The 21,957-nt window shown below is 74.3% G+C and carries 19 protein-coding genes and 1 pseudogene; 10 read left to right on the forward strand and 10 right to left on the reverse strand.

Annotated elements, in window-relative coordinates:
* Positions 1-280: 280 nt before the first annotated feature.
* The gene (locus tag ACWGKU_RS06995) at positions 281-439 is read left to right on the forward strand and encodes a hypothetical protein (protein ID WP_452177525.1); all 159 of its coding nucleotides are present in this window, start codon (positions 281-283) and stop codon (positions 437-439) included.
* A 366-nt stretch (positions 440-805) separates the two neighbouring features.
* Here ACWGKU_RS06995 and ACWGKU_RS07000 read toward each other — a convergent pair whose 3' ends face one another.
* The 4 genes from ACWGKU_RS07000 to ACWGKU_RS07015 form a co-directional block, all read right to left on the reverse strand.
* Entirely contained in the window at positions 806-1,543 is a 738-nt protein-coding gene (locus ACWGKU_RS07000; protein ID WP_452177526.1) for a hypothetical protein, read from the reverse strand.
* Between the two features lie 601 nt (positions 1,544-2,144).
* Positions 2,145-2,798, reverse strand: coding sequence for a pyridoxamine 5'-phosphate oxidase family protein (locus tag ACWGKU_RS07005; protein ID WP_452177527.1), 654 nt, complete (start codon positions 2,796-2,798; stop codon positions 2,145-2,147).
* Positions 2,799-2,824: 26 nt separating this feature from the next.
* Positions 2,825-3,868, reverse strand: a complete 1,044-nt coding sequence (locus ACWGKU_RS07010) for a zinc-dependent alcohol dehydrogenase family protein (protein WP_401050116.1) — start codon at positions 3,866-3,868, stop codon at positions 2,825-2,827.
* The gene (locus ACWGKU_RS07015) at positions 3,865-4,143 is read right to left on the reverse strand and encodes a hypothetical protein (protein WP_452177528.1); all 279 of its coding nucleotides are present in this window, start codon (positions 4,141-4,143) and stop codon (positions 3,865-3,867) included. The genes ACWGKU_RS07010 and ACWGKU_RS07015 overlap by 4 nt, the downstream gene beginning before the upstream one ends.
* A 175-nt stretch (positions 4,144-4,318) precedes the next feature.
* Between ACWGKU_RS07015 and ACWGKU_RS07020 the strand changes: the two genes are divergently transcribed.
* The 7 genes and pseudogenes from ACWGKU_RS07020 (at position 4,319) to ACWGKU_RS07050 (ending at position 10,151) form a co-directional block, all read left to right on the forward strand.
* A complete protein-coding gene (locus ACWGKU_RS07020) occupies positions 4,319-6,682 on the forward strand; it encodes a glycoside hydrolase family 65 protein (protein WP_452177530.1) in 2,364 nt (787 codons plus the stop codon).
* A 207-nt stretch (positions 6,683-6,889) separates the two neighbouring features.
* The gene (locus ACWGKU_RS07025) at positions 6,890-7,132 is read left to right on the forward strand and encodes a DUF1918 domain-containing protein (protein WP_401048190.1); all 243 of its coding nucleotides are present in this window, start codon (positions 6,890-6,892) and stop codon (positions 7,130-7,132) included.
* Between the two features lie 12 nt (positions 7,133-7,144).
* Positions 7,145-7,261, forward strand: a pseudogene (locus ACWGKU_RS07030) (hypothetical protein); the annotation flags it as partial.
* Positions 7,262-7,484: 223 nt separating this feature from the next.
* Positions 7,485-7,853 carry a hypothetical protein gene (locus ACWGKU_RS07035; protein WP_452177553.1) on the forward strand — a complete coding sequence of 123 codons (369 nt, stop codon included), beginning with the start codon at positions 7,485-7,487 and terminating at the stop codon, positions 7,851-7,853.
* Positions 7,850-8,728 (forward strand): universal stress protein, encoded by an 879-nt coding sequence (locus tag ACWGKU_RS07040; protein ID WP_452177531.1) that lies wholly within the window; start codon positions 7,850-7,852, stop codon positions 8,726-8,728. The genes ACWGKU_RS07035 and ACWGKU_RS07040 overlap by 4 nt, the downstream gene beginning before the upstream one ends.
* 121 nt (positions 8,729-8,849) lie before the next feature.
* Positions 8,850-9,383: a flavodoxin family protein gene (locus tag ACWGKU_RS07045; protein WP_452177532.1), complete on the forward strand. Its 534-nt coding sequence runs from the start codon at positions 8,850-8,852 to the stop codon at positions 9,381-9,383.
* Positions 9,384-9,539: 156 nt separating this feature from the next.
* Positions 9,540-10,151: a hypothetical protein gene (locus ACWGKU_RS07050; protein ID WP_452177533.1), complete on the forward strand. Its 612-nt coding sequence runs from the start codon at positions 9,540-9,542 to the stop codon at positions 10,149-10,151.
* Between the two features lie 28 nt (positions 10,152-10,179).
* Here ACWGKU_RS07050 and ACWGKU_RS07055 read toward each other — a convergent pair whose 3' ends face one another.
* On the reverse strand, positions 10,180-11,334 hold the full coding sequence (locus tag ACWGKU_RS07055; protein WP_452177534.1) for an NAD(P) transhydrogenase subunit alpha: 1,155 nt from the start codon (positions 11,332-11,334) through the stop codon (positions 10,180-10,182).
* Between the two features lie 139 nt (positions 11,335-11,473).
* Between ACWGKU_RS07055 and ACWGKU_RS07060 the strand changes: the two genes are divergently transcribed.
* Both ACWGKU_RS07060 and ACWGKU_RS07065 read left to right on the forward strand, forming a co-directional pair.
* Positions 11,474-15,028, forward strand: coding sequence for a hydantoinase B/oxoprolinase family protein (locus tag ACWGKU_RS07060; protein ID WP_452177535.1), 3,555 nt, complete (start codon positions 11,474-11,476; stop codon positions 15,026-15,028).
* A gap of 282 nt (positions 15,029-15,310) precedes the next feature.
* Entirely contained in the window at positions 15,311-16,135 is an 825-nt protein-coding gene (locus ACWGKU_RS07065; protein WP_401049329.1) for an ATP-grasp domain-containing protein, read from the forward strand.
* A gap of 70 nt (positions 16,136-16,205) precedes the next feature.
* On the opposite strand, the gene hypE is transcribed toward ACWGKU_RS07065, so the two are convergent.
* The 5 genes from hypE to hypB all read right to left on the reverse strand — a co-directional run bounded on the left by hypE (position 16,206) and on the right by hypB (position 21,955).
* Positions 16,206-17,225, reverse strand: coding sequence for a hydrogenase expression/formation protein HypE (gene hypE, locus ACWGKU_RS07070; RefSeq protein WP_452177554.1), 1,020 nt, complete (start codon positions 17,223-17,225; stop codon positions 16,206-16,208).
* Positions 17,226-17,322: 97 nt separating this feature from the next.
* A complete protein-coding gene (hypD, locus tag ACWGKU_RS07075; protein ID WP_401049328.1) occupies positions 17,323-18,477 on the reverse strand; it encodes a hydrogenase formation protein HypD in 1,155 nt (384 codons plus the stop codon).
* Positions 18,474-18,788 carry a HypC/HybG/HupF family hydrogenase formation chaperone gene (locus ACWGKU_RS07080; protein WP_401049326.1) on the reverse strand — a complete coding sequence of 105 codons (315 nt, stop codon included), beginning with the start codon at positions 18,786-18,788 and terminating at the stop codon, positions 18,474-18,476. The genes hypD and ACWGKU_RS07080 overlap by 4 nt, the downstream gene beginning before the upstream one ends.
* Positions 18,789-18,794: 6 nt before the next feature.
* Positions 18,795-21,140, reverse strand: a complete 2,346-nt coding sequence (gene hypF, locus ACWGKU_RS07085; protein ID WP_452177536.1) for a carbamoyltransferase HypF — start codon at positions 21,138-21,140, stop codon at positions 18,795-18,797.
* A complete protein-coding gene (gene hypB / locus ACWGKU_RS07090; RefSeq protein ID WP_452177537.1) occupies positions 21,137-21,955 on the reverse strand; it encodes a hydrogenase nickel incorporation protein HypB in 819 nt (272 codons plus the stop codon). Before hypB ends, hypF begins: the two co-directional genes overlap by 4 nt.
* Positions 21,956-21,957: the final 2 nt, after the last annotated feature.

Consider the following 21,957-nt stretch of genomic DNA (forward strand, 5'->3'; position numbering starts at 1 on the left):
CCGCGGGTCGACAGCCCGCAGAGGGTGGACTCCGCCGGGGTGGGCGTGCGGGCGGCGGCGTGGACCCGGACCACAGGTGCACGCGGTGTGGCGGGCAGTCCCTCGGCCGTGAGGAGCCGTAGGTTCGCCGGTCCGTCCAGCTCCAGCAGTGCGATGAGATCCATACCCCCACGGTGGACCGGCCCGGCGCTCCGTGCATCCGGTCGTCGGCACGCGAATGCGCTCGGCAGGCGTGAGCCCCGCCGACTCGACCGCACGGAAGCCTCCGAGCGCGCAGCCCGTGCCGGCCCGCAGCACCGCCAACACCCACCCGCCGGCGACGAGCGCGTACAACTGGGTGAGACGGCCCGCCGACCGGGCGAGCGCGGTACGGCTGGCGCTGCCGCTCACCGAGAACCAGCTCGCCGTCGTCCCGAACGCCACCCACCTGTTCGAGTGAACCCCGGGCCCTCGACGAGGTCGCGGACCTGGCCGCACGGTGGTTCACCGCCCACCTCACCCCGGTGTCGGCCCCGAAACCCTGAGCCCCGAAGCCCTGAGCCCCGAAGCCCTGAGCCCCGGAGCCGACCGGGCCGAGGGGCAGTGTCCGCCGGAGAGCAACACCAGCAGGAACCCGCCGACGGACCGCGCGAGGGCGGCCCCGGCCGGGGCGAAGCCGTCGACGGCCGGCCGGGCCAGAGCCGGCAGGACCAGGGCCAAGCCGCAGGCGAGCAGAGTGGCTGGCTCGCGCCCACCGCGTCCCGTGGCGGCGAGTTCTGGGGCTACCTGGCCCGGCTCCGCCCGACACACCCGCTGTCGGCCGGCTTCATCGGGGCCCGCGGCCGATGTCGCGGGCGAGTTCGAGCGCGAGGACCTGATCCAGGCGGACACAGGTCTCGAAGCGGGTGCCGTCCGGCAGATCGGACCGGTCCTCCAAGGCGTACAGGACGCGTACCGCGACCCGGGCGTCCAGATCTTCGTTCAGGCCGTCGAGGGACGCCTGGACCATGTCCGCGTCCACGGGTCCGGACGGTGCGCGGGCGAGGTCGGCCACGAGCGCGCGCCAACGGGAAAGCCTCGCGGCGGCGTCCGTCAGCGATGCGGCGGTGAGGCGGACCGGATCGGTGACGGCGTGTTCAAGGAAGTCCAGGCGCAACGCGAGTGGATCGTGCTCAGGTCCCGGGAAAATGGCTGACAGGTCTGCGGGCACCTCCGGGCCGCCGTTCGAAGGTTCCCCGGTCACCGGTCCGGTGACGAGGAGCAGCGGGGCCACGAACACGGAGTCGAGGTGCGGGCTGCTGATGACGACCAGGTCGGCCGCCGGCCGGGCGGCGGCGTCCACTTCTCGGTGGGCGCACACCCGGGCGGGTGGGTGGATGCCGAGCTGATCGGCGGCTTTCAGCAGGGCCCCGACCTGCTCGCCGGGGCTGTCCGGGACGGCGAGCTCGATGAGCACCTGCATGCCCTGGGACTCGCAGGTGCGGGCCAGCACGTCGCCGGCCAGCAGGGCCCGCAGATCCCCGATGGCGAACCGGCGGTCCTGCGCGCCGACTGCGACGGTCACGCGCAGGAGTCGGGCGCGGCGGGAACCGATCTCGGTGTGTTCTCCCGTTCGGGCGTCGGCGATTCGCAACAGCGCTTCCCTTCGACTCGGGCAGAGGGCGGTGTGTCAGGCGGATGCGCACGTCGGGCCGTCGGTATCAGGCGGGTGGAACCCGACCGCTATGCCGGTCGCGTGGCACTCGGCGCCGACCTTGTGGCGACAGTCGAACATCTCGCACGCGCCGACCCGGCCCGGTCACCGTGGCTCTCCACCGTGAGGACGGGTGCCGACCGGCGCGAGCACCTGAGCCTTTCATTCGAGCATGCGCAGTGGCGTGGTGGGCCGCCACCGGCGTTGGCCCGGCGGAAGCCGCGCTGCGACCCGCCGCCCCACCGTCGCATGACTCTGCAGGCCCGAAGGCGGCGGGTAGGTGTCCGGCGCTCCTGTGGCGGGGCGCGCCCGGGGGCGGAGCCTGGAGGGGGGCGAAGGAAGCGGTCCCGCCGCGGGACGGAGAAGCCGGGCCGTGGGGGCGTGGAGCCCGGTTCGAGAAGATGGCGGCGACGGCACCGAGGTGGGCGACCCGCTCAAGCACCCGATCCATGTACCAGCTGTTCAACGGACGTCACCCCGTGTCGATGCGGCGCCCGGTGACCGCGGCCGGACGGACGCGCACCCAGAGCGGGCGGGCGCCGCCGGCCCAGGGGGTGGCGCCGGGGAGTGCCGCGAGGTGCTGCTCCTCGTCCGAGGTGTCGACCAGATGAGCCTGGCCGAGGATCAGGACGCTCCAGCCCGCGCTCCGGTGCTCGTCGATCCGGTCCACCTCGAACGAGACGGGCGAGCCGTCGGCCGGGGCGGCGGCTCCCCTGGGAGCCGTGCGGTAGGCGATCGTCCGGTCGTCCACCACGTAGTTGACCGGGAGCACGACGGGCGCCGAGGAGCCGGGCAGGCCGACCCGGCCGACGCCGCGGGTGCCGAGCAGTTCCCAGCACTGCGGCTCGGTGAGACGCAGGAGCTGACCGCGGCGGCCGGTGTCGGTCTGCCCCGGCGGGGCGTCCGGGCGATTCCCCGACAGCAGCTCCGGCCAGGCCATCCCCAGCACGGCAGCGATCCGGACGAACCCGGGCGGATCGAACTCCGGCCCCGAGCAGAGGAGTTGTCGCAAGTAGGCAGGGGACATGGCGGCCCGGTGGGCCAGCATTCCTTCGCTCAGGCCGAGCTGATCGCGCCGCTGGAGGATCCGGCGGGCGATGTCGCCGCAGTCGGGATGGACGCTCATGATGGCGGTTCCTCCCTTTATGGCGCTCACGTCCGGAACAGCGCGACCTTGAGCGCGCCGGTGTCGGCCGCGTCGGCGAAGACGTCGTAGGCCTCCTGCATCTCCTCCAGGCCGAAGCGGTGGGTCACCAGCCCGCCGGTGTCGAGCCGACCGACGGCCAGCATGTCCAGCAGCATCGGGGTGCTGCTCGTGTCGACCAGGCCGGTGGTGATGGTGACGTTGCGGATCCAGAGGTCCTCCAGGTGCAACACCGCCGGTCTGCCGTGCACGCCCACATTGGCCACCCGGCCGCCGGGGCGCACCAGGCGAGTGCACAGTTCGAAGGTCTCGGGCACGCCGACCGCCTCGATGGCGACGTCCACACCGAGGCCGTCGCGGCTCAGCTGCCGGACGGCCTCGGGGGTGGCCCCGGCAGAGGTGAGCACGGTGTCGGCGCCGAACCGCTTCGCGGCGTCGAGGCGGCTCTGCGCGAGGTCGGTCACGATGATGCGGGCGGGGCTGTAGAGACGGGCGGTGAGGACGGCGGCGAGCCCGATCGGTCCGGCACCGATGATCGCGACGGTGTCGCCCGGGCCGATCCGGCCGTTGCGGACGCCGACCTCGTAGGAGGTGGGCAGGATGTCGGCGAGCAGCAGCGCGTCCTCGTCCCGGACGCCTTCGGGCAGCCGGTACAGGGAGGTGTCCGCGAAGGGGGTGCGGACGTATTCGGCCTGGCAGCCGTCGATCAGGTGGCCGAGGATCCAGCCGCCACCGCCGGTGCACTGTCCGTAGGCCGCTGCACGGCAGTAGGAGCAGCGGCCGCAGGCGGAGACGCAGGAGACCAGCACCCGGTCGCCGACCGTGATCGTGCGCACGCCCGGGCCGGTCTCGGTGACGGTACCGAGGGCCTCGTGGCCCAGGACACGGCCCTCCTCGACCTCGGGGACGTCGCCCTTGAGGATGTGCAGGTCGGTGCCACAGATGGTCACCGCGTCCACCCGGACGACGGCGTCCTCCGGGTCCCGGACGGCCGGGTCGGGGACGTCGCCCCAGGTGCGGCGGCCGGGTCCGTGGTAGGTGAGCGCCTTCATGCCGCGATCGCTCCTCTCGGAGGGCGGAGCCGGGGCGGTTCCGCTCGCCCTTCCAGCGTTCCCCCCGGCCGCGCCCGTCGCCAGGGGGGCGGCCTGCCGGGCGCGTTGCGGCTGACGCCGAAGAACCGCATCCGGCGGCTCTCCTCGGCCATCCCGGCGGCGTGCAGGTCGAGCACCGCGCGGTGGTCGTCCGGCCCGAGCGGCCGGAGCTCCACGGTGGTGCCGTCGGCCAGCAGGGCCTCGGCGGTGGCGAGCGGCGGACGGACGGTCGACATGGCTCACCTCCGGTCTCCGTCTCCCAGACTCGGCGCCCGGCCCTGCTCCGGGGAAGGGCCGACCGGCCCCGGCCGGACCGCCGAGCGGCGCGGTGCCGTCGTCCGCAGACTGGAGACAGACCGGTCGCACGGAGGTCACGTCGTGGCAGCAGACCCGCCCGCGGGGAATCCCGACATGCCGGACCCGTGGACCCTCCGCTACCAGGGCTTCGACCCGGCCGAGGAGGGCCTGCGGGAGGCGCTGTGCGCGGTCGGCAACGGCTACCTGGTCAGCCGCGGCGCCGCGCCGGAATCGGTCGCCGACGGGGTGCACTACCCGGGGACGTACCTGGCCGGCTGCTACGACCGTGCGGAGTCCACGGTCGGCGAGCACGTGGTGGCCAATGAGGACCTGATCAACTGCCCGAACTGGCTGCCGCTGACCTTCCGCCCGGCCGACGGCAGGTGGTTCACCGGCCCGCCCACCGAGCAGACCTTGGAACTGGACCTGCGCCGGGGACTGCTGACCCGCACCGCCCTGGTGGTCGATGAGCGGGGCCGGCGCACCACGCTCGTGCAACGCCGCCTCGCCAGCCAGGCCCGGCCGCACCTGCTCGTCCTGGAGAGCACCTTCACCCCGCAGAACTGGTCCGGCCCGTGGGAGGTCCGCTCCGGGCTGGACGGCCGCATCACCAACACCGGTGTCGCCCGCTACCGGGGCCTGGCCGGGCGCCACCTCGTCCCGGCCGGCCAGGGGGTGGACGAGGACGGTCTGCTCCGACTCGAAGCCGATGCGATCGACTCGCCCCTGCGAATCGCCCTCTGCGCCCGCATCCGCGCCGACCGGGAGCACACCGCGACGACCGAGTACCGCGAGGGCCGGGTGGCCCACCTCCTCGCTCTGGAGGGCTCGGCGGGCCGGCCCGTCACCGTGACGAAGACCGTCGCCGTGCACACCTCCCACGACCGGGCGATCGAGACCCCGCTGCTCGCCTCCCGCCTGCTCGCCGCCGAGGCCGGCGACTTCGACCAGCTGCTCGTCGAACACACCGTGCGCTGGGCGGAGTTGTGGCGCCGCTGCCGGATCGAGGCCGACTTCGACGGGGCCGGCCCGCTGCACCTGAACCTGTTCCACCTGCTCCAGACCTACTCCGAGCACTCCGTCGACCTGGACGTCGGCGTCCCCGCCCGCGGACTGCACGGGGAGGCGTACCGGGGGCACGTCTTCTGGGACGAGCTGTTCGTGCTGCGGCTGCTCAACCTCCGCTTCCCGGAGCTCGCCCGGGCCGTGCTCCGCTACCGCCACCGCCGCCTCGACGCCGCCCGCCGGCAGGCCCGGGAGCTCGGGCTGCGCGGCGCGGTCTACCCGTGGCAGAGCGCCCGGGACGGCCGCGAGGAGTCCCAGCAGCTGCACCTCAACCCGCTGTCCGGACGCTGGCTGCCCGACCACAGCCACCTCCAGCGGCATGTCGGCTCGGCCGTCGCCTACAACATCTGGCAGTACTACCAGTCCACCGGGGACCGGGACTTCCTCGCCACCGCCGGTGCCGAGATGCTACTGGAGATCGCCCGGTTCTGGTCCTCCGTCGCCGTGCACGACCCGGCCCGCGGCCACTGGTCCGTCCGCGGGGTGCTCGGCCCCGACGAGTACCACGACGGCTACCCCTGGAAGACCCGGCCGGGCCTGGACGACAACGCGTACACCAACGTGCTGGCCTCCTGGGTGCTGGCCCGTGCCCAGGACGCCCTGGACGTCCTGCCCGGGTACCGCCGCGACGAGCTGCGCGAGCGCCTCGCACTCGACGCAGGGGAGCTGGAGCGCTGGCAGGAGGTCGGCCGCCACCTCCACGTCCCGTTCCACGACGGCGTCCTGAGCCAGTTCGACGGCTACGAGCGCCTCGCCGAACTCGACTGGCCGGAGTACCGGCGCCGCTACCCGGACCTGCGCCGGCTCGACCGGATCCTGGAGGCCGAGGGCGACACCGTCAACCGCTACAAGGCCTCCAAGCAGGCCGACGCCCTGATGCTCTGGTACCTGTTCTCCGCCCGCGAGGTCCGCGACCTGCTACGACGTCTCGGCCACCCGGCGCACCACGAGCTGCTCCGCCGGACCACCGACTACTACCTGCGGCGCACCGTCCACGGCTCGACGCTCAGCTCGGTGGTGCACGCCTGGGTGCTCACCCGCTGCGACCGCCGCGCGTCCTGGCACCACTTCCGCGACGCCCTGGTGGCCGACCTGCGGGACAACCAGCACGGCACCACGGCCGAGGGCGTCCACCTGGGCGCCATGGCGGGCGCGGTGGACCTGCTGCAACGCTGCTACACCGGCCTGGAGGTCCGCGAGGACGCCCTCTGGCTGGACCCGCACCTGCCCTCCGCCCTCGGCCGCCTGGAACTGGACCTGCGCTACCGCGGCCACTGGGGCCTCACCCTCGCCGTCGACCGCCGCACCGTCACGGTGAGCCTGCGCCCGGACCGCCAGGAGCCGGTCCGCATCCGGCTGCGCGGCACCGAGACGACGGTCCTGCCCGGCGAGACCCAGTGCTTCCGGCTGTGAGCAGCCCGGGCCTCACCGGCGGCACGGACCACCTCGTCCGGGATCCCGGCGTCCAGCAGCTCCCGACGGATGCGTGCGGGTACCCGGGGCGAACGGCCGCGCGACCAGGGCCCGCCGGCCCCTGCCGGAGCCCTCGATCGGTGGTGCCATGGAAGTACGGACGGCCGGGCCATGTCCCCGGCCCCGCACCGAGCCAGGGAGGCCGGCATGAAAGCCGCCGTGGGAGACCGCATCATCGTCCAGGGCACCCGGCCGGGCGCGGCCCGCCGGGACGGCGAGATCGTCGGGCTGCACCACCCGGACGGCAGCCCGCCGTACGACGTCCGCTGGTCCGACGAGGACCGGGTCACCGAGTACTTTCCCGGGCCGGACGCCCGGATCCACCACTTCGACCACGAGCCGTCGCCCACTCGAACCGTCCCGCCACAACCGCACCTCTTCGCCGACTGACGGGCCTCCGCCGTGACCGTCTCCGCCGACCCGCGGGCCCGCGGGCCGACCGGCGCCGAGGCCGCACGACTGCTCGGCGAACACGGCCGCAACGAGGTCGTCGCCGACCGCCGGGTGCCGTTGTGGGCCCGGGTGGCAGCCCAGCTGCGCGACCCCCTGATCACCGTGCTGCTCGCGGCCGTCGCGCTGACGGTGGCGATCGGCGACCATCCGGACGCGGTGGTGATCGCCCTGGTGGTCGTGGTGAACACCACCGTGGGCGTGGTCCAGGAGGTCCGGGCGGAAAGCGCCGTGGCGGCGCTGCCAGATCCTCTGGATCAACCTGCTCACCCACGGCCTCACGGGCGTGGCCATGGGCGCGGAACCCGCCTCGCCCGGCGCGATGACCCGGCCCCGCGCCCACCGGACCAGCACATCCTCGGTTCCGGCGTGTGGCAGCGTGTCCTGCTGCTCGCCGCGGTGGTCGCGGCCGCCGCCCTCTACCTCCCACTCCTGCGCGGCCTGCTCGACACCGTGCCGCTCGGCCGGTCCGACCTGGCCGCGCCCGTCCTCGCCGGAGCCGTCGGCTTCACGACCGCCCGGCTGCTCAAGCACGGGATCTGACGACCGGGCCGGTCGGCCCTCGCGGCGCAAGGCGGAGCTGCCTGGCGTGGGAACAGGGTCCACATCATCGACCTCACCGAAGTCACCGGGACCACCGGACCGAGGAGGACCATCATGAACTCCGCAAGCCCCGACGGCCCCGGCCGTCCCGTCGTCCTCGGCGTCGACGCCCTCGACACCGGCTCGATGCCCGCCGCCTGGGCGGCCGACGAGGCCGCCCGCAGGGGCCTGCCACTGCGGGCGGTGCACGCCGTGCCGTCGTTGTACCGCGAGTTCCGGCCCTTCGACGAGGGCCGCTACCACAAGGCCCTGCGCGAGCGGGCCGACCGGGCGCTGGACCGGGCCGCCACGCTGGCCCGGGAGCGCCACCCCGGACTGGACGTGACCACCGTGGTGGCCGAGGACGTCCCGGCACCCGCACTGTGCCGGGAGTCCCGCAACGCCGCGCTCGTCGTCCTCGGCTCCCGCCGGCTGAGCCGGGTCGAGGAGGCGCTGAGCACCTACTCGGTGGCCGTCCCGGTCAGCGCCCAGGCGCACTGTCCGGTGGTCGTGGTCCGCGACCCCGAGCACACCACCCAGGACCCGCCGTACGTCGTGCTCGGCGTGGACGGCAGCCCGTCCTCGCAGCCCGCCGTCGACTTCGCCTTCGCGTACGCGGACGAGCGCCGGGCCGCGCTGCGCGTCCTGTGGGTCTGGCAGCGCCCGCCGGTGGGCAACCTGGACGAACCCGCCACCGAGCGGATGCTGCGCCGGATGATCTTCGAGTCCACCGCGGGTCACCACGAACACCACCCCGACGTGACCGTGACCCACGAAGTCGTGCACGGCCACCCGGTCGAGGAGCTCGCCCTGGCCTCCGAACACGCCCTCGCGGTGGTCGTCGGCCGCCGCGGCAACGGCGGCTTCACCGGCATGCGCCTCGGCTCCGTACCCCACGGCCTGCTCCGCCGAGCCCACTGCCCTGTCGTGACGGTGCCCTCCGACCTGCCCTGAACCGGGAACCGACGCCCGCTCTCGTGCGGACATGCCCGCCCGGCGGTCCGATCCGGGCCGAACGGCCCAGGTCCTGACCGCCCGCGCGGCGCGAGCCTGGACGTGACGAAAGGTGGAGACCATGCACACCGTGATCGTGTACGAGAGCGTGTACGGCGACACCCGGGAGGTCGCCGAGGCCATCACCGAAGGTGTCCGCCGGACCGACCCCGGGGCGGCCGTCGACTGCCTCCCGGTGTCCGAGGCGAACGCGGACACCGCCCGGTCCGCGGACCTGCTGGTGGTCGGCGGACCGACGCACATGCACGGCATGTCCTCCGGGATCAGCCGCCGGATGGCCGCCGCGGCCGAGGGGCACAAGGAGGGTCGCGAGGAGGCCGCCGCCGAAGCACGGGAGACCGCCGAGGGCCCGGGCCTACGAGCCTGGTTCCACGACCTTCCGACCACCGGGTCCGGCGCCTACGTCGCCGCGTTCGACACCCGGGTCGACATGCCCAGGGCCGGCGGCGCGGCCAACGGCATCGCCCACCGGCTCTCCCACCACCACGACGACGTGGTCGCCGAACCCGAGGGCTTCATCGTGGAGGGCAACGACGGACCACTGCGCGCCGGCGAACTCGACCGCGCCCGCGCATGGGGCGCCGGCCTGGTCTGAGCACGGGTGGCCGGGACGAGGGCCCGGCGCAGGGCCGGGCCCTCGAGCACCGATCCGAGCACCGGGTTACCCCGCCCGCCCTCGCCCCGGGCACCGAGGCACGTCCGCTGCGGCGGGGCGAGACTGGTCGGGAGACCGGGAACAGGAGTGAACGGGATGTCTGACGGTGGAGACGGCGGGTACCCCGCCCTCATCGGCGAGTCGGCCGCCTTGGTGCGACTGGCGCACACCGCTCTGCGCGGCGCGACGGCCGTACTGACCGATCCGGCCGACAGCGGGGCTGGGGTCCCGGTGGCCGAGAAGGCCCTCGCGGAACTGCTGACACGGATCGAGGAGGACGCCGCCGCGGCTCCCGGCGGACGGGCCGGGGTCGTCCTGGGCGTCCACGTAGGGTGCCAGGTCGAGGCCCTGGCGGACCTGGCGCAACGGCTGCTGGAGGCCGCCTGGGCGCGCCAGGAGAGGCCACCGTTCATCGAACGGCTACGGGCTCCGCTGCACGGGATCGCCGACGCGGCGCTGGACTCACTCGAACGGTCCGCCCACGCCCTGGAATCCGGCGCCCCCGAGGACGTCGCGGACGTCCTCGCGGAGCTGCACGAGGTCGGCCAACGGCAACGGCTCCTGTACGAGCTGCTGCTCCGTACCGAGCGGATGGATCCGGTGGACGCCACCGACCTTGTGCTGCTCTCCTGCTGCTACCAGCAGTGCGCCGACCGTGCGGGAGCGATCGCCCGCCACGCGGCGCTGTTCCCCCACCCCGGGCCCTGAAACCGCGCGCGGGCCGGGGTCCGGGATCTCACGGCAGGCCCGCGACGGCGGTCGCCTCCATGAGCAGCCTGCTGGTCGGCTCGTGCCGCACCGCGCCCCGGTCGGTCACCAGCATCGGGGCGAGCACCGGGTCCTCCGTGCCGGGGCCGCCCCGCAGCAGGCGTTCCAGCAGCGCCAGCACGTTGTGGGAGTACGCACGCGAGGCGGTCCCGGGCACCTGCGCGGCGAGCTCGCCGGCACCGATCACCGTGATGCCGTCACCGACCAGCGTCGTGGTGTCCGGCAGGACGCCCTCGACATTGCCGCCCTCCGGGCCCGCCGCCAGGTCCACCAGCACCGAGCCGGGCCGGAGCCGGGCCACCGTCGCCGTGCGGAGCAGGACCGGGGGCGTCCCGTCCGGCCCGGTCAGGGCCGTCACCACGAGGTCGTACCGCACCGACGCCTCGGCCAGCCCCGCCACCCACGCCGCACGGTCCCGGTCGAGGGACTGCCACAGCTCCCGGTCGTCCACCGCCGGGTGCACACCGGACAGGCACAGCAGGTCGGCTCCCAGCGCGGCGGCAGCCGCACGCTCGCGATGCCGCGGTTCGACCGCGCCGACCGGAGCGCCCAGCCGGCAGGCGGTGTCGATCGCCTGCAGACCGGCATGCCCGGCGCCGACCACGAGCACCCGAAGCGGGTCGAAGAGCCCGTCCGTGGTGCCCCAGGGCGGCAGGCAGCGGTCCAGGCGCTCGGCGGCGAGCAGCACCGCCCGGTACCCCGCCACCCTGGCCTGCGAGGCCCCGGCGTCCAGCGGGTACCCGGCCGGCAGGTCGGGCGCCAGGTCGAGGCCGATCGCGGTCACGCCCCGGTCCGCCCACTGCCGGACCAGGAACGGGTTCCGCTGCGGCCGCAGCAAAGCGGCCAGTACCTGCCCCGGGCGCAGTTCGCGCACCGGGTCGGTGCTCGGGGGACGGATGCCGAGCAGCACGTCCGCACGGCGCAACACCTCGTCGCGTCCGGCCAGGACGGCACCCGCAGCCTGGTAGTCGTCGTCGTGGTGACCAGCGAGGAGGCCTGCGCCCGGCTCCGCCAGGACCGTCACACCGAGGCGGCGGACGGCCGGCACCAGGTCGGGCACGAGGGCCACCCGGCGCTCGCCCGGTACGGTCTCCCGCAGCACTCCCACCGCCGTGATCGCCATCGCTACGTCCCGCTTCCTCCGGGATCGGCCTTTCACGCCCAGTATGTTCCGTTTGCCCGCCCGGTTCGCCCGGTCGGATACTCGTGCGCAGGGCCACTCACGCACGGGGTGCCACGCGGCACGGCGGAGGGAGCCGGTCATGGCAGCCAGGGGCTGGCAGTTCTGGGTGGACCGGGGCGGGACCTTCACCGACGTGGTCGCGCTCGACCCGGACGGCCGGCTGCTCACCCACAAGCTGCTCTCCCACGACCCGGCCCGCTACCGGGACCCGGCCGTGGCCGGCATCCGGGCCCTCCTGCCGCCCGGGGCGACCATCGCTTCCGTCCGGATGGGCACCACGGTCGCCACCAATGCCCTGCTGGAACGTACCGGCGAGCCGACCGCACTGGTCATCACACGTGGCTTCGCGGACGCCCTGCGGATCGGCTACCAGAACCGGCCGCAGATCTTCGCCCGCGAGATTGTGCTGCCCGAGCCGCTGTACACCCGGGTGATCGAGGTGGACGAGCGGATCACCGCCGAGGGCGAGGTACTACGACCGCCCGACCTCGACCGGCTCGCCGAGGACCTGCGCGACTGCCTGAACGACGGCATCCGCTCGGTCGCCGTGGTCTGCCTGCACAGCTACCTGCACCCCGCCCACGAGCGGGAGATCGGCCGGCTCGCCGAGCGGCTCGGCTTCGACCAGGTGTCCCTGTCCAGCGAGGTGAGCCCGCTGATGAAGCTGGTGCCGCGCGGAGACACCGCCGTGGTGGATGCCTACCTCCATCCCGGGCTGCGCCGCTACGTCCGGCAGGTGGCCGACCAACTCGCCGGTGTCCGGCTGCTGTTCATGCAGTCCAACGGCGGCCTCGCCGAGGCCGGGCACTTCCGGGGCAAGGACGCCATCCTGTCCGGCCCGGCCGGCGGCATCGTCGGCATGGTGCGGATGTCCGCGCTGGCCGGCCACCAGCGGGTGATCGGCTTCGACATGGGCGGCACCTCCACGGACGTCTCGCACTTCGCGGGCGCGTACGAGCGGGTGGTCACCACCCAGGTCGCCGGGGTACGGCTGCGGGCACCGATGCTGGCCATCCACACCGTCGCGGCGGGTGGCGGCTCGGTGCTGCGCTTCGACGGCGAACGCCTGCGCGTCGGTCCGGACTCGGCCGGCGCCGACCCCGGACCGGCCTGCTACCGCAGCGGCGGGCCGCTGACCATCACCGACGCCAACCTGCTGCTCGGCCGCATCCAGGCCGAGCACTTCCCGCAGGTCTTCGGCCCGAAGCGCGACCAACCGCTCGACTCCCGGCTGACGCGGCGCCGATTCATCGAACTCGCCGAACGGATCGGCGACCTGTCGGCCGAGGAGGCGGCCGAGGGCTTCCTGCGGATCGCGGTGGGAAACATCGCCAACGCGATCAAGCGCATCTCCGTCCAGCGAGGTCACGACGTCACCCGCTACGCCCTGACCACCTTCGGCGGCGCGGGCGGCCAGGTCGCCTGCCCCGTGGCCGAGGCACTGGGCATCCGCACCGTCCTCGTCCCGCCGATGGCCGGGGTGCTGTCCGCCCTCGGCATCGGTCTGGCCGACACCACCGTCCTGCGCGAGCATGCGGTCGAACGGCCCCTGGCGGAGGAGGAGATGGAAGCGGTACTGGGGCTCGCCGACGAACTGGCGCACGCCGCCACCGACGAGCTGCGCGATCAGGGCGTCCCGCAGGGACGGATCCAGCTGGCCCGCCGGGTCCGGCTGGGCTACCAGGGCACCGACACCACGATCACCGTACCGCTGGGCGAACCGGCCGCCATGCGGGCCGACTTCGAGGAGCGGCATCGCTCCACCTACTCCTTCCTGATGGACCGCCCCCTGGTGATCGAGGCCCTCGCCGTCGAGGGCACCGGCCTCACCGAGCAGCCCGAACTCGGCACCCTCTCCCCCGCGGCCGCCCCGACCGAGCCCGTCGCCGTCCGGCTGTACGCCGGCGGCCGGTGGCGGCGGGTCCCGCTGCTGGAACGCGAATCGCTGCGCGCGGACGACACCGTCACCGGACCCGCCGTCATCGCCGAGGCCAACGCCACCACCGTGGTGGACACCGGCTGGAAGGCCACCGTCACCACCGCCGGACACCTCCTGGTCGAGCAGGTCGGGGCCACCGCCGAGGAGGCCGTCCCGACCGCCGCCGACCCGGTGCTGCTGGAGGTCTTCAACAACCTCTTCATGGCGATCGCCCAACAGATGGGCGCCCGACTGGAATCCACCGCCCAGTCGGTCAACATCAAGGAGCGGCTCGACTTCTCCTGCGCGCTCTTCGACCCGGACGGCAACCTCGTCGCCAACGCCCCCCACATCCCCGTCCACCTCGGCTCGATGGGCACCACCGTCAAGGAGGTGCTGCGCCGTCTCGGCCCGAAGCTGCGCCCGGGCGACGCCTACGCCGTCAACGACCCGTACCACGGCGGCACCCACCTGCCCGACATCACCGTGGTCACCCCTGTCTTCGACCCGGACGGCGACGAGGTCCTGTTCTTCGTCGCCTCGCGCGGCCACCACGCCGAGATCGGCGGCACCTCTCCCGGCTCGATGCCCGCCGACAGCCGCGAGATCCACCAGGAGGGCGTGCTCTTCGACACCTGGCCGCTGGTGGTGGACGGGCGGCTGCGCGAGGAGGAGACCCTCCGGCTGCTCACCGACGCGCCGTACCCGTCCCGCGACCCGGACACCAACCTCGCCGACCTGCGCGCCCAGATCGCCGCCAACCGCAAGGGCGTCGACGAGGTCAACGCGATGATCGGGCACTTCGGCCTGGACGTCGTCCAGGCCTACATGCGGCACGTCCAGGACAACGCCGAGCAGGCGGTGCGCCGCGCCGTGGACGGGCTGAGCGACGGCTCGTACCGCTACGAGACCGACTCCGGCGCCGTGATCGCCGTCTCCGTGCGCGTCGACCGCCGGGACCGCAGCGCCACCATCGACTTCACCGGCACCTCGCCCCAGCTCGACGGCAATCTCAACGCCCCCTCCGCCGTCGTCACCGCCGCCGTCCTGTACGTCTTCCGCACCCTCGTCGCCGACGACATCCCGCTCAACGACGGCTGCCTGCGCCCGCTGCGGATCGTCGTGCCGCCCGGCTCGATGCTCGCCCCGGAGTACCCGGCCGCCGTCGCCGCCGGGAACGTCGAGACCTCGCAGGCCATCGTCGGCGCGCTCTACGCCGCGCTCGGCGTGCAGGCGGAGGGATCCGGCACGATGAACAACCTGAGCTTCGGCAACGCCGAGCACCAGTACTACGAGACCATCGCCTCCGGTTCCGGTGCCGGCCCCGGCTTCGACGGCGCGGACGCCGTCCAGACCCACATGACCAACTCCCGCCTCACCGATCCGGAGGTCCTGGAGTGGCGGCTCCCGGTCCTGGTCGAGGAGTTCGCCGTCCGCCCGGACAGCGGCGGCAACGGGCGCCGGCACGGCGGCAACGGCGTCCTGCGGCGGCTGCGCTTCCGCGAACCGATGACGGTCAGCCTGCTCACCAGCCACCGCCGCGTCCCGCCGTACGGCCTCGCCGGCGGCTTCCCGGGCACGCTCGGCGCCAACCGCGTCCTGCGCGCCGACGGCACCGTCGAGGAACTGCCCGGCTGCGGCACCACCGAGGTCGCTGCCGGGGACGCCTTGGAGATCCGCACCCCCGGCGGAGGCGGCCACGGCGGCTCTGCCTGACGCGGTCCGGCCGGTCGGCCGTCGACGCCGGCGGCCGACCGGGCCCGCCTCCCCGGTCCCGGCCGATCCCCACCGGCCTGGGCCGGTCGGCCCTGCTGCCCGGTCGAGCCAAGCGGGGCCCCGCTCCGGAGCATCTCGTACAGAGACCGGGCGGACGGAACCGACGACGCGAGCGGTGGAGGAGCGGCTGGACGTCTGCGTGACCGCCCTGATGGGCGCACGGGGCTGAGCCGGGGCGGGCCCGGTAGATTCACTCCCCCACCACCGACCGAGGGAGAACCCGTGCCCGACCGGCCCAGCCTGCTGTACGTGACGGACCTGGCCTACCCGGCCCGCGGACGGCGGTACGGCGACGAGGACGTCTTCCTCACCTCCCGGCTGCGGGAGTGGTTCGACCTGGCCCTGTGCCACCCGCTGGACGCCCGGGCCCTGATGGGGCGCTTCGACGCGGTCGTGGTGCGCAACAGCGGTCCGGTGCTGCACTACCGGGAGGAGTACGCCCGTTTCCGCGACCGGGCCCTGGCCGACGGCGTGCGGGTCTACAACCCGCTGACCGGGCGGGGCGACATGGCCGGGAAGGGGTACCTGCTGGACCTGACCGAGGCGGGCCGCCCCGTCATCCCCACGGTCGACCGGCCGCAGGACCTCGACCGGCTGCCCGCCGCCGACCGCTACGCGGTCAAGCCCAGGGAGGGCGCGGACAGCATAGGCCTGCGCTTCCTCACCCGCGACGAGCTGGACGGGCTCGACGCGTGGGGCGAGGTGCTGGTCCAGCCGCGGATCGACTTCCGCTACGAGGTCTCCTTCTACTTCGTGGACGACGCCTTCCAGTACGCCCTCCACGCGCCGGATCCGGCCCGGCGCTGGGTGCTGGAGCCGTACGAGCCGAACGCGGCCGACCTCGCGTTCGCGCGGAGCTTCGTCGACTGGAACACGCTCGCCCACGGGATCCAGCGGGTGGACGCCTGCCGCGCGCCGGACGGGAGCCTGCTCCTGGTCGAGCTGGAGGACCTCAACCCGTACCTGTCCCTCGACCTGGTCGCCGAGGAGGTCCGGGAGGGCTTCGTCGAGGCCCTGGCGGATTCACTGCACCGCTTCCTGGGCTGACCGGCCGGGGCGGAACGACGGACCGCCGCCCCGGGAGGCGTCTCCCGGGGCGGCAGCAGCGGGCGCGCCGTCAGCAGATCCGCGGCAGTTGCTCGCCCATCGGCAGGTCGACCACCCGGGTGCCGCCGAAGCCGGTGCGGGCCACGACCATCCCCGGGTGCTCCTCGACGCACTCGCCGATCACCACCGCCTCCGCGCCGAGCGGGTGGGCGCGCATGGCGGCGAGCACGGCGTCCGCCGGGCCGCGCGGGACGAAGGCGACGAGCCGGCCCTCGTTGGCGATGTACATCGGGTCCAGGCCCAGCACCGCGCAGGCGTTGGCCACCGGCTCCGGGACGGGGACGGCGGCCTCGCTGAGCACGACGCCCACTCCGGCGGCGGCCGCGATCTCGTTGAGCGCCGCCGCCAGGCCGCCCCGGGTGGGGTCGCGCAGCACGTGCAGGTCGGCGGTGGCCGCGAGCATCGCCTCGACCAGGCCGCCGAGCGCCGCGCTGTCGCTGCGCACGTCGACGCCGAACTCCAGTCCCTCCCGGACGCTCATGATCGCCACGCCGTGCAGCCCGATCGGCCCGCTGACGATCACCACGTCGCCGGGCCGGGCGCGCTGCGGGCGGATGTCGACCCCGGCCGGGACGATCCCGATGCCCGCGGTGTTCAGGTAGACGCCGTCCCCGTGCCCGGCCTCGACCACCTTGGTGTCCCCGGTGGCGATCTCGACCCCGGCGGTGCGGGCGGCGGCGCCGAGCGCCCTGGCGACCCGGTCCACCACCGCCATCTCCACCCCCTCCTCCAGGATGAAGCCGCAGGACAGGTAGGCGGCCCGGGCCCCGCTCATGGCGAGGTCGTTGACCGTGCCGTTGACGGCGAGGTCGCCGATGCAGCCTCCGGGGAAGAACAGCGGCCGCACCACGTAGGAGTCGGTGGAGAAGGCGAGCCGGGCCCCGCCGAGCTCCAGCACCGCGGAGTCGCCGAGCCCGGCGAGCACCGGGCCGCCGAAGGCCGGCACGAAGAGGTTCTGCACCAGTTCCGCGGACAGCGCCCCGCCGCCGCCGTGGCCCATCACCACCCGGGGGTGGTCGCGCAGCGGCAGCGGGCAGCTCCAGCCGGAGAAGTCGGGCCGACCGACGTCCGGTTCGGCGGACGGTCCGGCGAGCGGTCCGGCGGGCGCCTCGGTGAGCAGTTCGGTGTCAGCCAACGCGGCTCGCCTCCTGGGTCTCCTGAACGTCCTGCATCCGGACGGACGTCGCACCCGGCACGCCGAGCCGCCGGTACAGGTAGTACGCCGCGCACGCCCCCTCGCTGGACACCATCGTGGCGCCGAGCGGCGTGCGCGGTGTGCAGACGGTGCCGAAGGCCTCGCACTGGTGGGGCTTCAGCAGCCCCTGCAGCACCTCGCCGCTGCGGCACTCGGCGGGTTCGCGGGTGGTGATCCCCGAGACGTCGAAGCGGTGTTCGGCGTCGTGGTCCCGGTAGCGGGGCGAGAGCCGCCAGCCGCTGCGCGGGATCACCCCGATGCCCCGCCAGGCGCGGTCGCCCACCTCGAAGACGTCCTCCAGCATGGCGCGGGCCGCCGGGTTGCCCTCGGGGCGGACGGCCCGCGGGTAGGCGTTGTCGACGGTGTGCTCCCCGCGCTCCAGCTGCCGTACGGTGCGCCGGATGCCTTCCAGGATGTCCAGGGGTTCGAAGCCGGTGACGACGATCGGCACCCGGTGGCGCTCCGCGAGCGCCGGGTACTCGTCGGTGCCCATCACGCTGCAGACGTGTCCGGCGGCGAGGAAGCCCTGGACCCGGCAGTCCGGCGAGTCCATGATCGCCTCGATCGCGGGGGGCACCCGGACGTGGGAGACCAGCATGCTGAAGTTTCGCAGCCCCTGCTTCCTGGCCAGGTGGACGGCCATGGCGTTCGGCGGGGCGGTGGTCTCGAAGCCGATGCCGAAGAAGACCACCTCCTTGTCCGGGTTCTCCCGGGCGATCCGCAGGGCGTCGAGCGGCGAGTACACCACCCGGACGTCGCCGCCCTCACCGCGCACCCGGAACAGGTCCCGGTCGGTGCCGGGCACCCGCAGCATGTCCCCGAAGGAGCAGAAGACCACCCCCGGCCGGGCGGCGATCGCCAGTGCCCGGTCGATCATCTCCAACGGGGTGACGCACACCGGGCAGCCCGGCCCGTGGATCAATTCGACTTCGTCCGGCAGGAGTTGGTCGATGGCGTGCCGGATGATGCTGTGCGTCTGGCCGCCGCAGACCTCCATCAGCGCCCACGGCCGGGTGACCGTCGCCCTGATGTCGGCGAGCAGCCCGGCCGCCAGCTCGGGGTTGCGGAACTCCTCCAGGTACTTCACCGTCCGGCCTCCTCGGTCTCCTCCGCCGCTCCGACCGCACCCGCCGCCGCCCCGGCGGCCTCCCACGGGTCGCCGAACTCCTCCTGCAACAGCCCGAGTTCCTCGAAGAGGGCGAGGGTACGCCGGGCCGACTCCTCGTCCAGGCGCTGCAGCGCGAAGCCCACGTGGACGATCGCGTAGTCCCCCACCGCCAGGTCGGGCAGGTACTCCAGGCAGACGTCCTTGATCACGCCGCCGAAGTCCATCACCGCCATCCTGGTCCCGTCCCGCTCGCCGATCTCCGTCACCCTGCCGGGCACCGCCAGGCACATCCGCGCTCACTCCTCCCGGGTGGCCGCCGACCGGGCGGCCACCATCAGCTGGCCCAGTGCCAGCCCTCCGTCGTTGGGCGGCACCCGGCGGTGCCGCAGTACGGTGAAGCCGTCCTCCCCGAGCCCGCTCGCGCAGGCGGAGGAGAGCAGCGCATTGGCGAAGACCCCGCCGCTGAGGGCCACGGTGGTGGTGCCGTGCCGTTCCCGGACGGCGGCGCAGATCCGCCGGACCAGCTCGGCCACCGCGCCGTGGAAGCGGGCGGCGACCAGCCCGGCGGGCGCACCCGCGGTAACGTCGGCCACCACCGCGGCCAGCACCGGCCCGGGGTCGGCGATCCAGCCGTCCGCCCGCGCCGACAGGCCGAACGCGTAGCCGCCCGCCCGCTGCGCTGCCCCGCGCACAGGACCGTCCTTGCGGCTGAACTCGCAGGCCGCCGCCTCCAGTTCGATCGCCGCCTGGGCCTCGTACCCGGCCCGCTGGCAGATCCCGGCGAGCGAGGAGACCGCGTCGAACAGCCGGCCCATGCTGGAGGTCGGCGCGCAGTTCAGCCCGCGATCCAACTGGCGCTCCAGCAGCCGTAGTTCCTCGCCCTCGCAGGCCCGGACCGGCGGCAGCTGCGGCAGCCGGGGCAGCCCGGCCGCGCGCAGGTGGGCGAGCGCCGTCCGGTAGGGGCGCTCGACGGCCGCGTCCCCGCCGGGCAGCGGCACGTACCGGAGGTGGGCGAGACGGCGGAACCCGTCGTAGTCCGCCAGCAGCACCTCGCCGCCCCAGATCGCGCCGTCCTCGCCGTAGCCGGTGCCGTCGAAGGCCACCCCGAGCACCGGCCGGCCGCCGTCCAGGCCGTGTTCGGCCATCACCGCGGCGATGTGGGCGTGGTGGTGCTGGACCCGGTGCACCGGCCGGCCGGCGGCGGTCCGCTCGGCGTGCCGCAGCGAGCGGTAGCCGGGGTGGCGGTCGGCGGCCAGCAGTTCGGGCCGTACGCCGCTGACCGTGCCGAGCTGCTCGACCGCCCGCTCGAAGGCCCGCAGGGTGGCCAGGTCGTCCATGTCGCCGATATGGCCGGACAGCCAGGCGTAGCCGTCCCGGGCCAGCGCGAAGGTGTTCTTGAGGTCGCCGCCGACGGCCAGGACGGGGCGGACGGGCACCGGCAGCGGGATCGGGAGCGGCGCGTACCCGCGCGAACGGCGCAGCGGAAGCTGTTCGCCGTCCACCACCCGCACCACGGAGTCCTCGCAGGGGACGTGGATCGGCCGGTCGTGGGTGAGCCAGCCGTCGACCAGCGGGGCGAGCCGCTCCAGCGCCTCCCGGTCCTCGGTGACGATCGGCTCGCCGGAGAGGTTGGCGCTGGTCATCACCAGCAGGTCCGGCCCGGGGGCGGCGAGCAGCAGGTGGTGCAGCGGCGAGTACGGGAGCATCACCCCGAGGTCGGGGCTGCCCGGGGCCACCGTCTGGGGCACCGGCAGGCCCGTGCGGCGGAGCAGGACGATCGGCCTCACGGGCCCGGTGAGCAGTTCCCGCTCGACCGGGTCGACGGGCAGCAGGCGTTCGACGGTGGCGAGGTCGCGGGCCATCACGGCGAAGGGCTTGTCGCCGCGCCGCTTGCGCCGGCGCAGCAGGGCGACGGCCGCGGTGTCGCGCGCGTCGCAGGCGAGGTGGTAACCGCCGATGCCCTTGACGGCGAGGATCGCGCCCTCGGCGAGCAGCCGTCGGGCCTCCGTGAGGGCCTGTTCCCCGGCGAGTCCGGGGCGTCCGGGCACGGTCAGCGCGAGTGCCGGCCCGCAGGCGTGGCAGGCGACGGGCTGGGCGTGGAAGCGGCGGTCGGCGGGGTCGGTGTACTCCCGGGCGCAGTCCGGGCACATCGGGAAGCCGGCCATGGTGGTGTTGGCCCGGTCGTACGGGAGGCCGGTGACGATGGTGTGCCGGGGGCCGCAGTTGGTGCAGCTGATGAAGGGGTGCCGGTGGCGGCGGTCGGCCGGGTCGGCGAGTTCGGCCAGGCAGTCGGCGCAGACGGCGGTGTCGGGCGGGATCAGGGTGGTGCGGGGGCCGTCGGGGCTGGACGGGACGATGCGGAAGCCGGTGGCGCCGGTGGTGGCGAGCGGCGCGTGTTCCACCGAGTGCACCTGGGCGAGCGGCGGCGCGTCGCCGGCCACGCGCCGGCAGAAGGCGTCCAGGGCGTCCGGGCTGCCCTCGACCTCGGCCAGGACGCCCTCGCCGGTGTTGGTGACGGTGCCGGCCAGGCCGAGTTCACCGGCCAGCGTGTGGACGAACGGGCGGAAGCCGACCCCCTGCACCAGGCCGCGGACGGCGACCCGCCGCCGCTCGCGGTCGAGCCCGGGGTGACCGGCCGTCACGCGCGCTCCCCCACGGCGGAGCGGCCGTGGTGGTGCCCGTGGTCGTGATCGTGATCGTGCCCGTCCCCGCGCTCATCCCCGTCGTCGTGCGCGTGCCCGTGGTCGTGCGCGTGCCCGTGGTCGTGCGGCGCCGCCGACATCACCGGCCGGTGCGGCTCGGCCCCCTCCAGCACGGCCAGCGCCCGGTCCAGCAGCGCCCCGACGCCCTCGCCCGTCCGGGCGGAGGTGTTCAGCACCGTCACCCCGGGGTTGACCCGCTGGACGTTGGCCAGGAACGCCGCCTCGTCGAACTCGGCCGCCGCGGCGAGGTCCGTCTTGGTCACCAGCACCAGGTTGGCCAGCCCGAAGGCCGTCGGGTACTTGAGCGGCTTGTCCTCGCCCTCGGTCACCGAGGCCAGCACCACCCTCAGCGTCTCGCCGAGGTCGTAGGAGGCCGGGCAGACCAGGTTGCCGACGTTCTCCACGAACAGCAGCCGGCACTCGGCCGGCAGCCAGCCGTCCAGGTGCCCGGCGAGCATCCGCGCCTCCAGGTGGCAGAGCCCGTCGGTGAGCACCTGCTTCACCGGGGCGCCCGAGCGGGCCAGCCGGCGGGCGTCGTTCTCGGTGGCGAGGTCGGCGGTCAGCGCGGCGACCTCCACCCCGCGCCGCCGGGCCAGCCCCAGCTCGGCCTCCAGCAGCGCGGTCTTTCCGCTGCCGGGGCTGGACAGCAGGTTCACCGCGACCGTCCCCCGCGCCTCCAGCGCCTCCCGCAGCCGGCGGGCGCTGTCGTCGTTGCGGGCGAGGACCGCCTGACGGAGGTCGACCGTGCGGCACATCG

This window comes from Kitasatospora sp. NPDC054768, assembly GCF_053612025.1.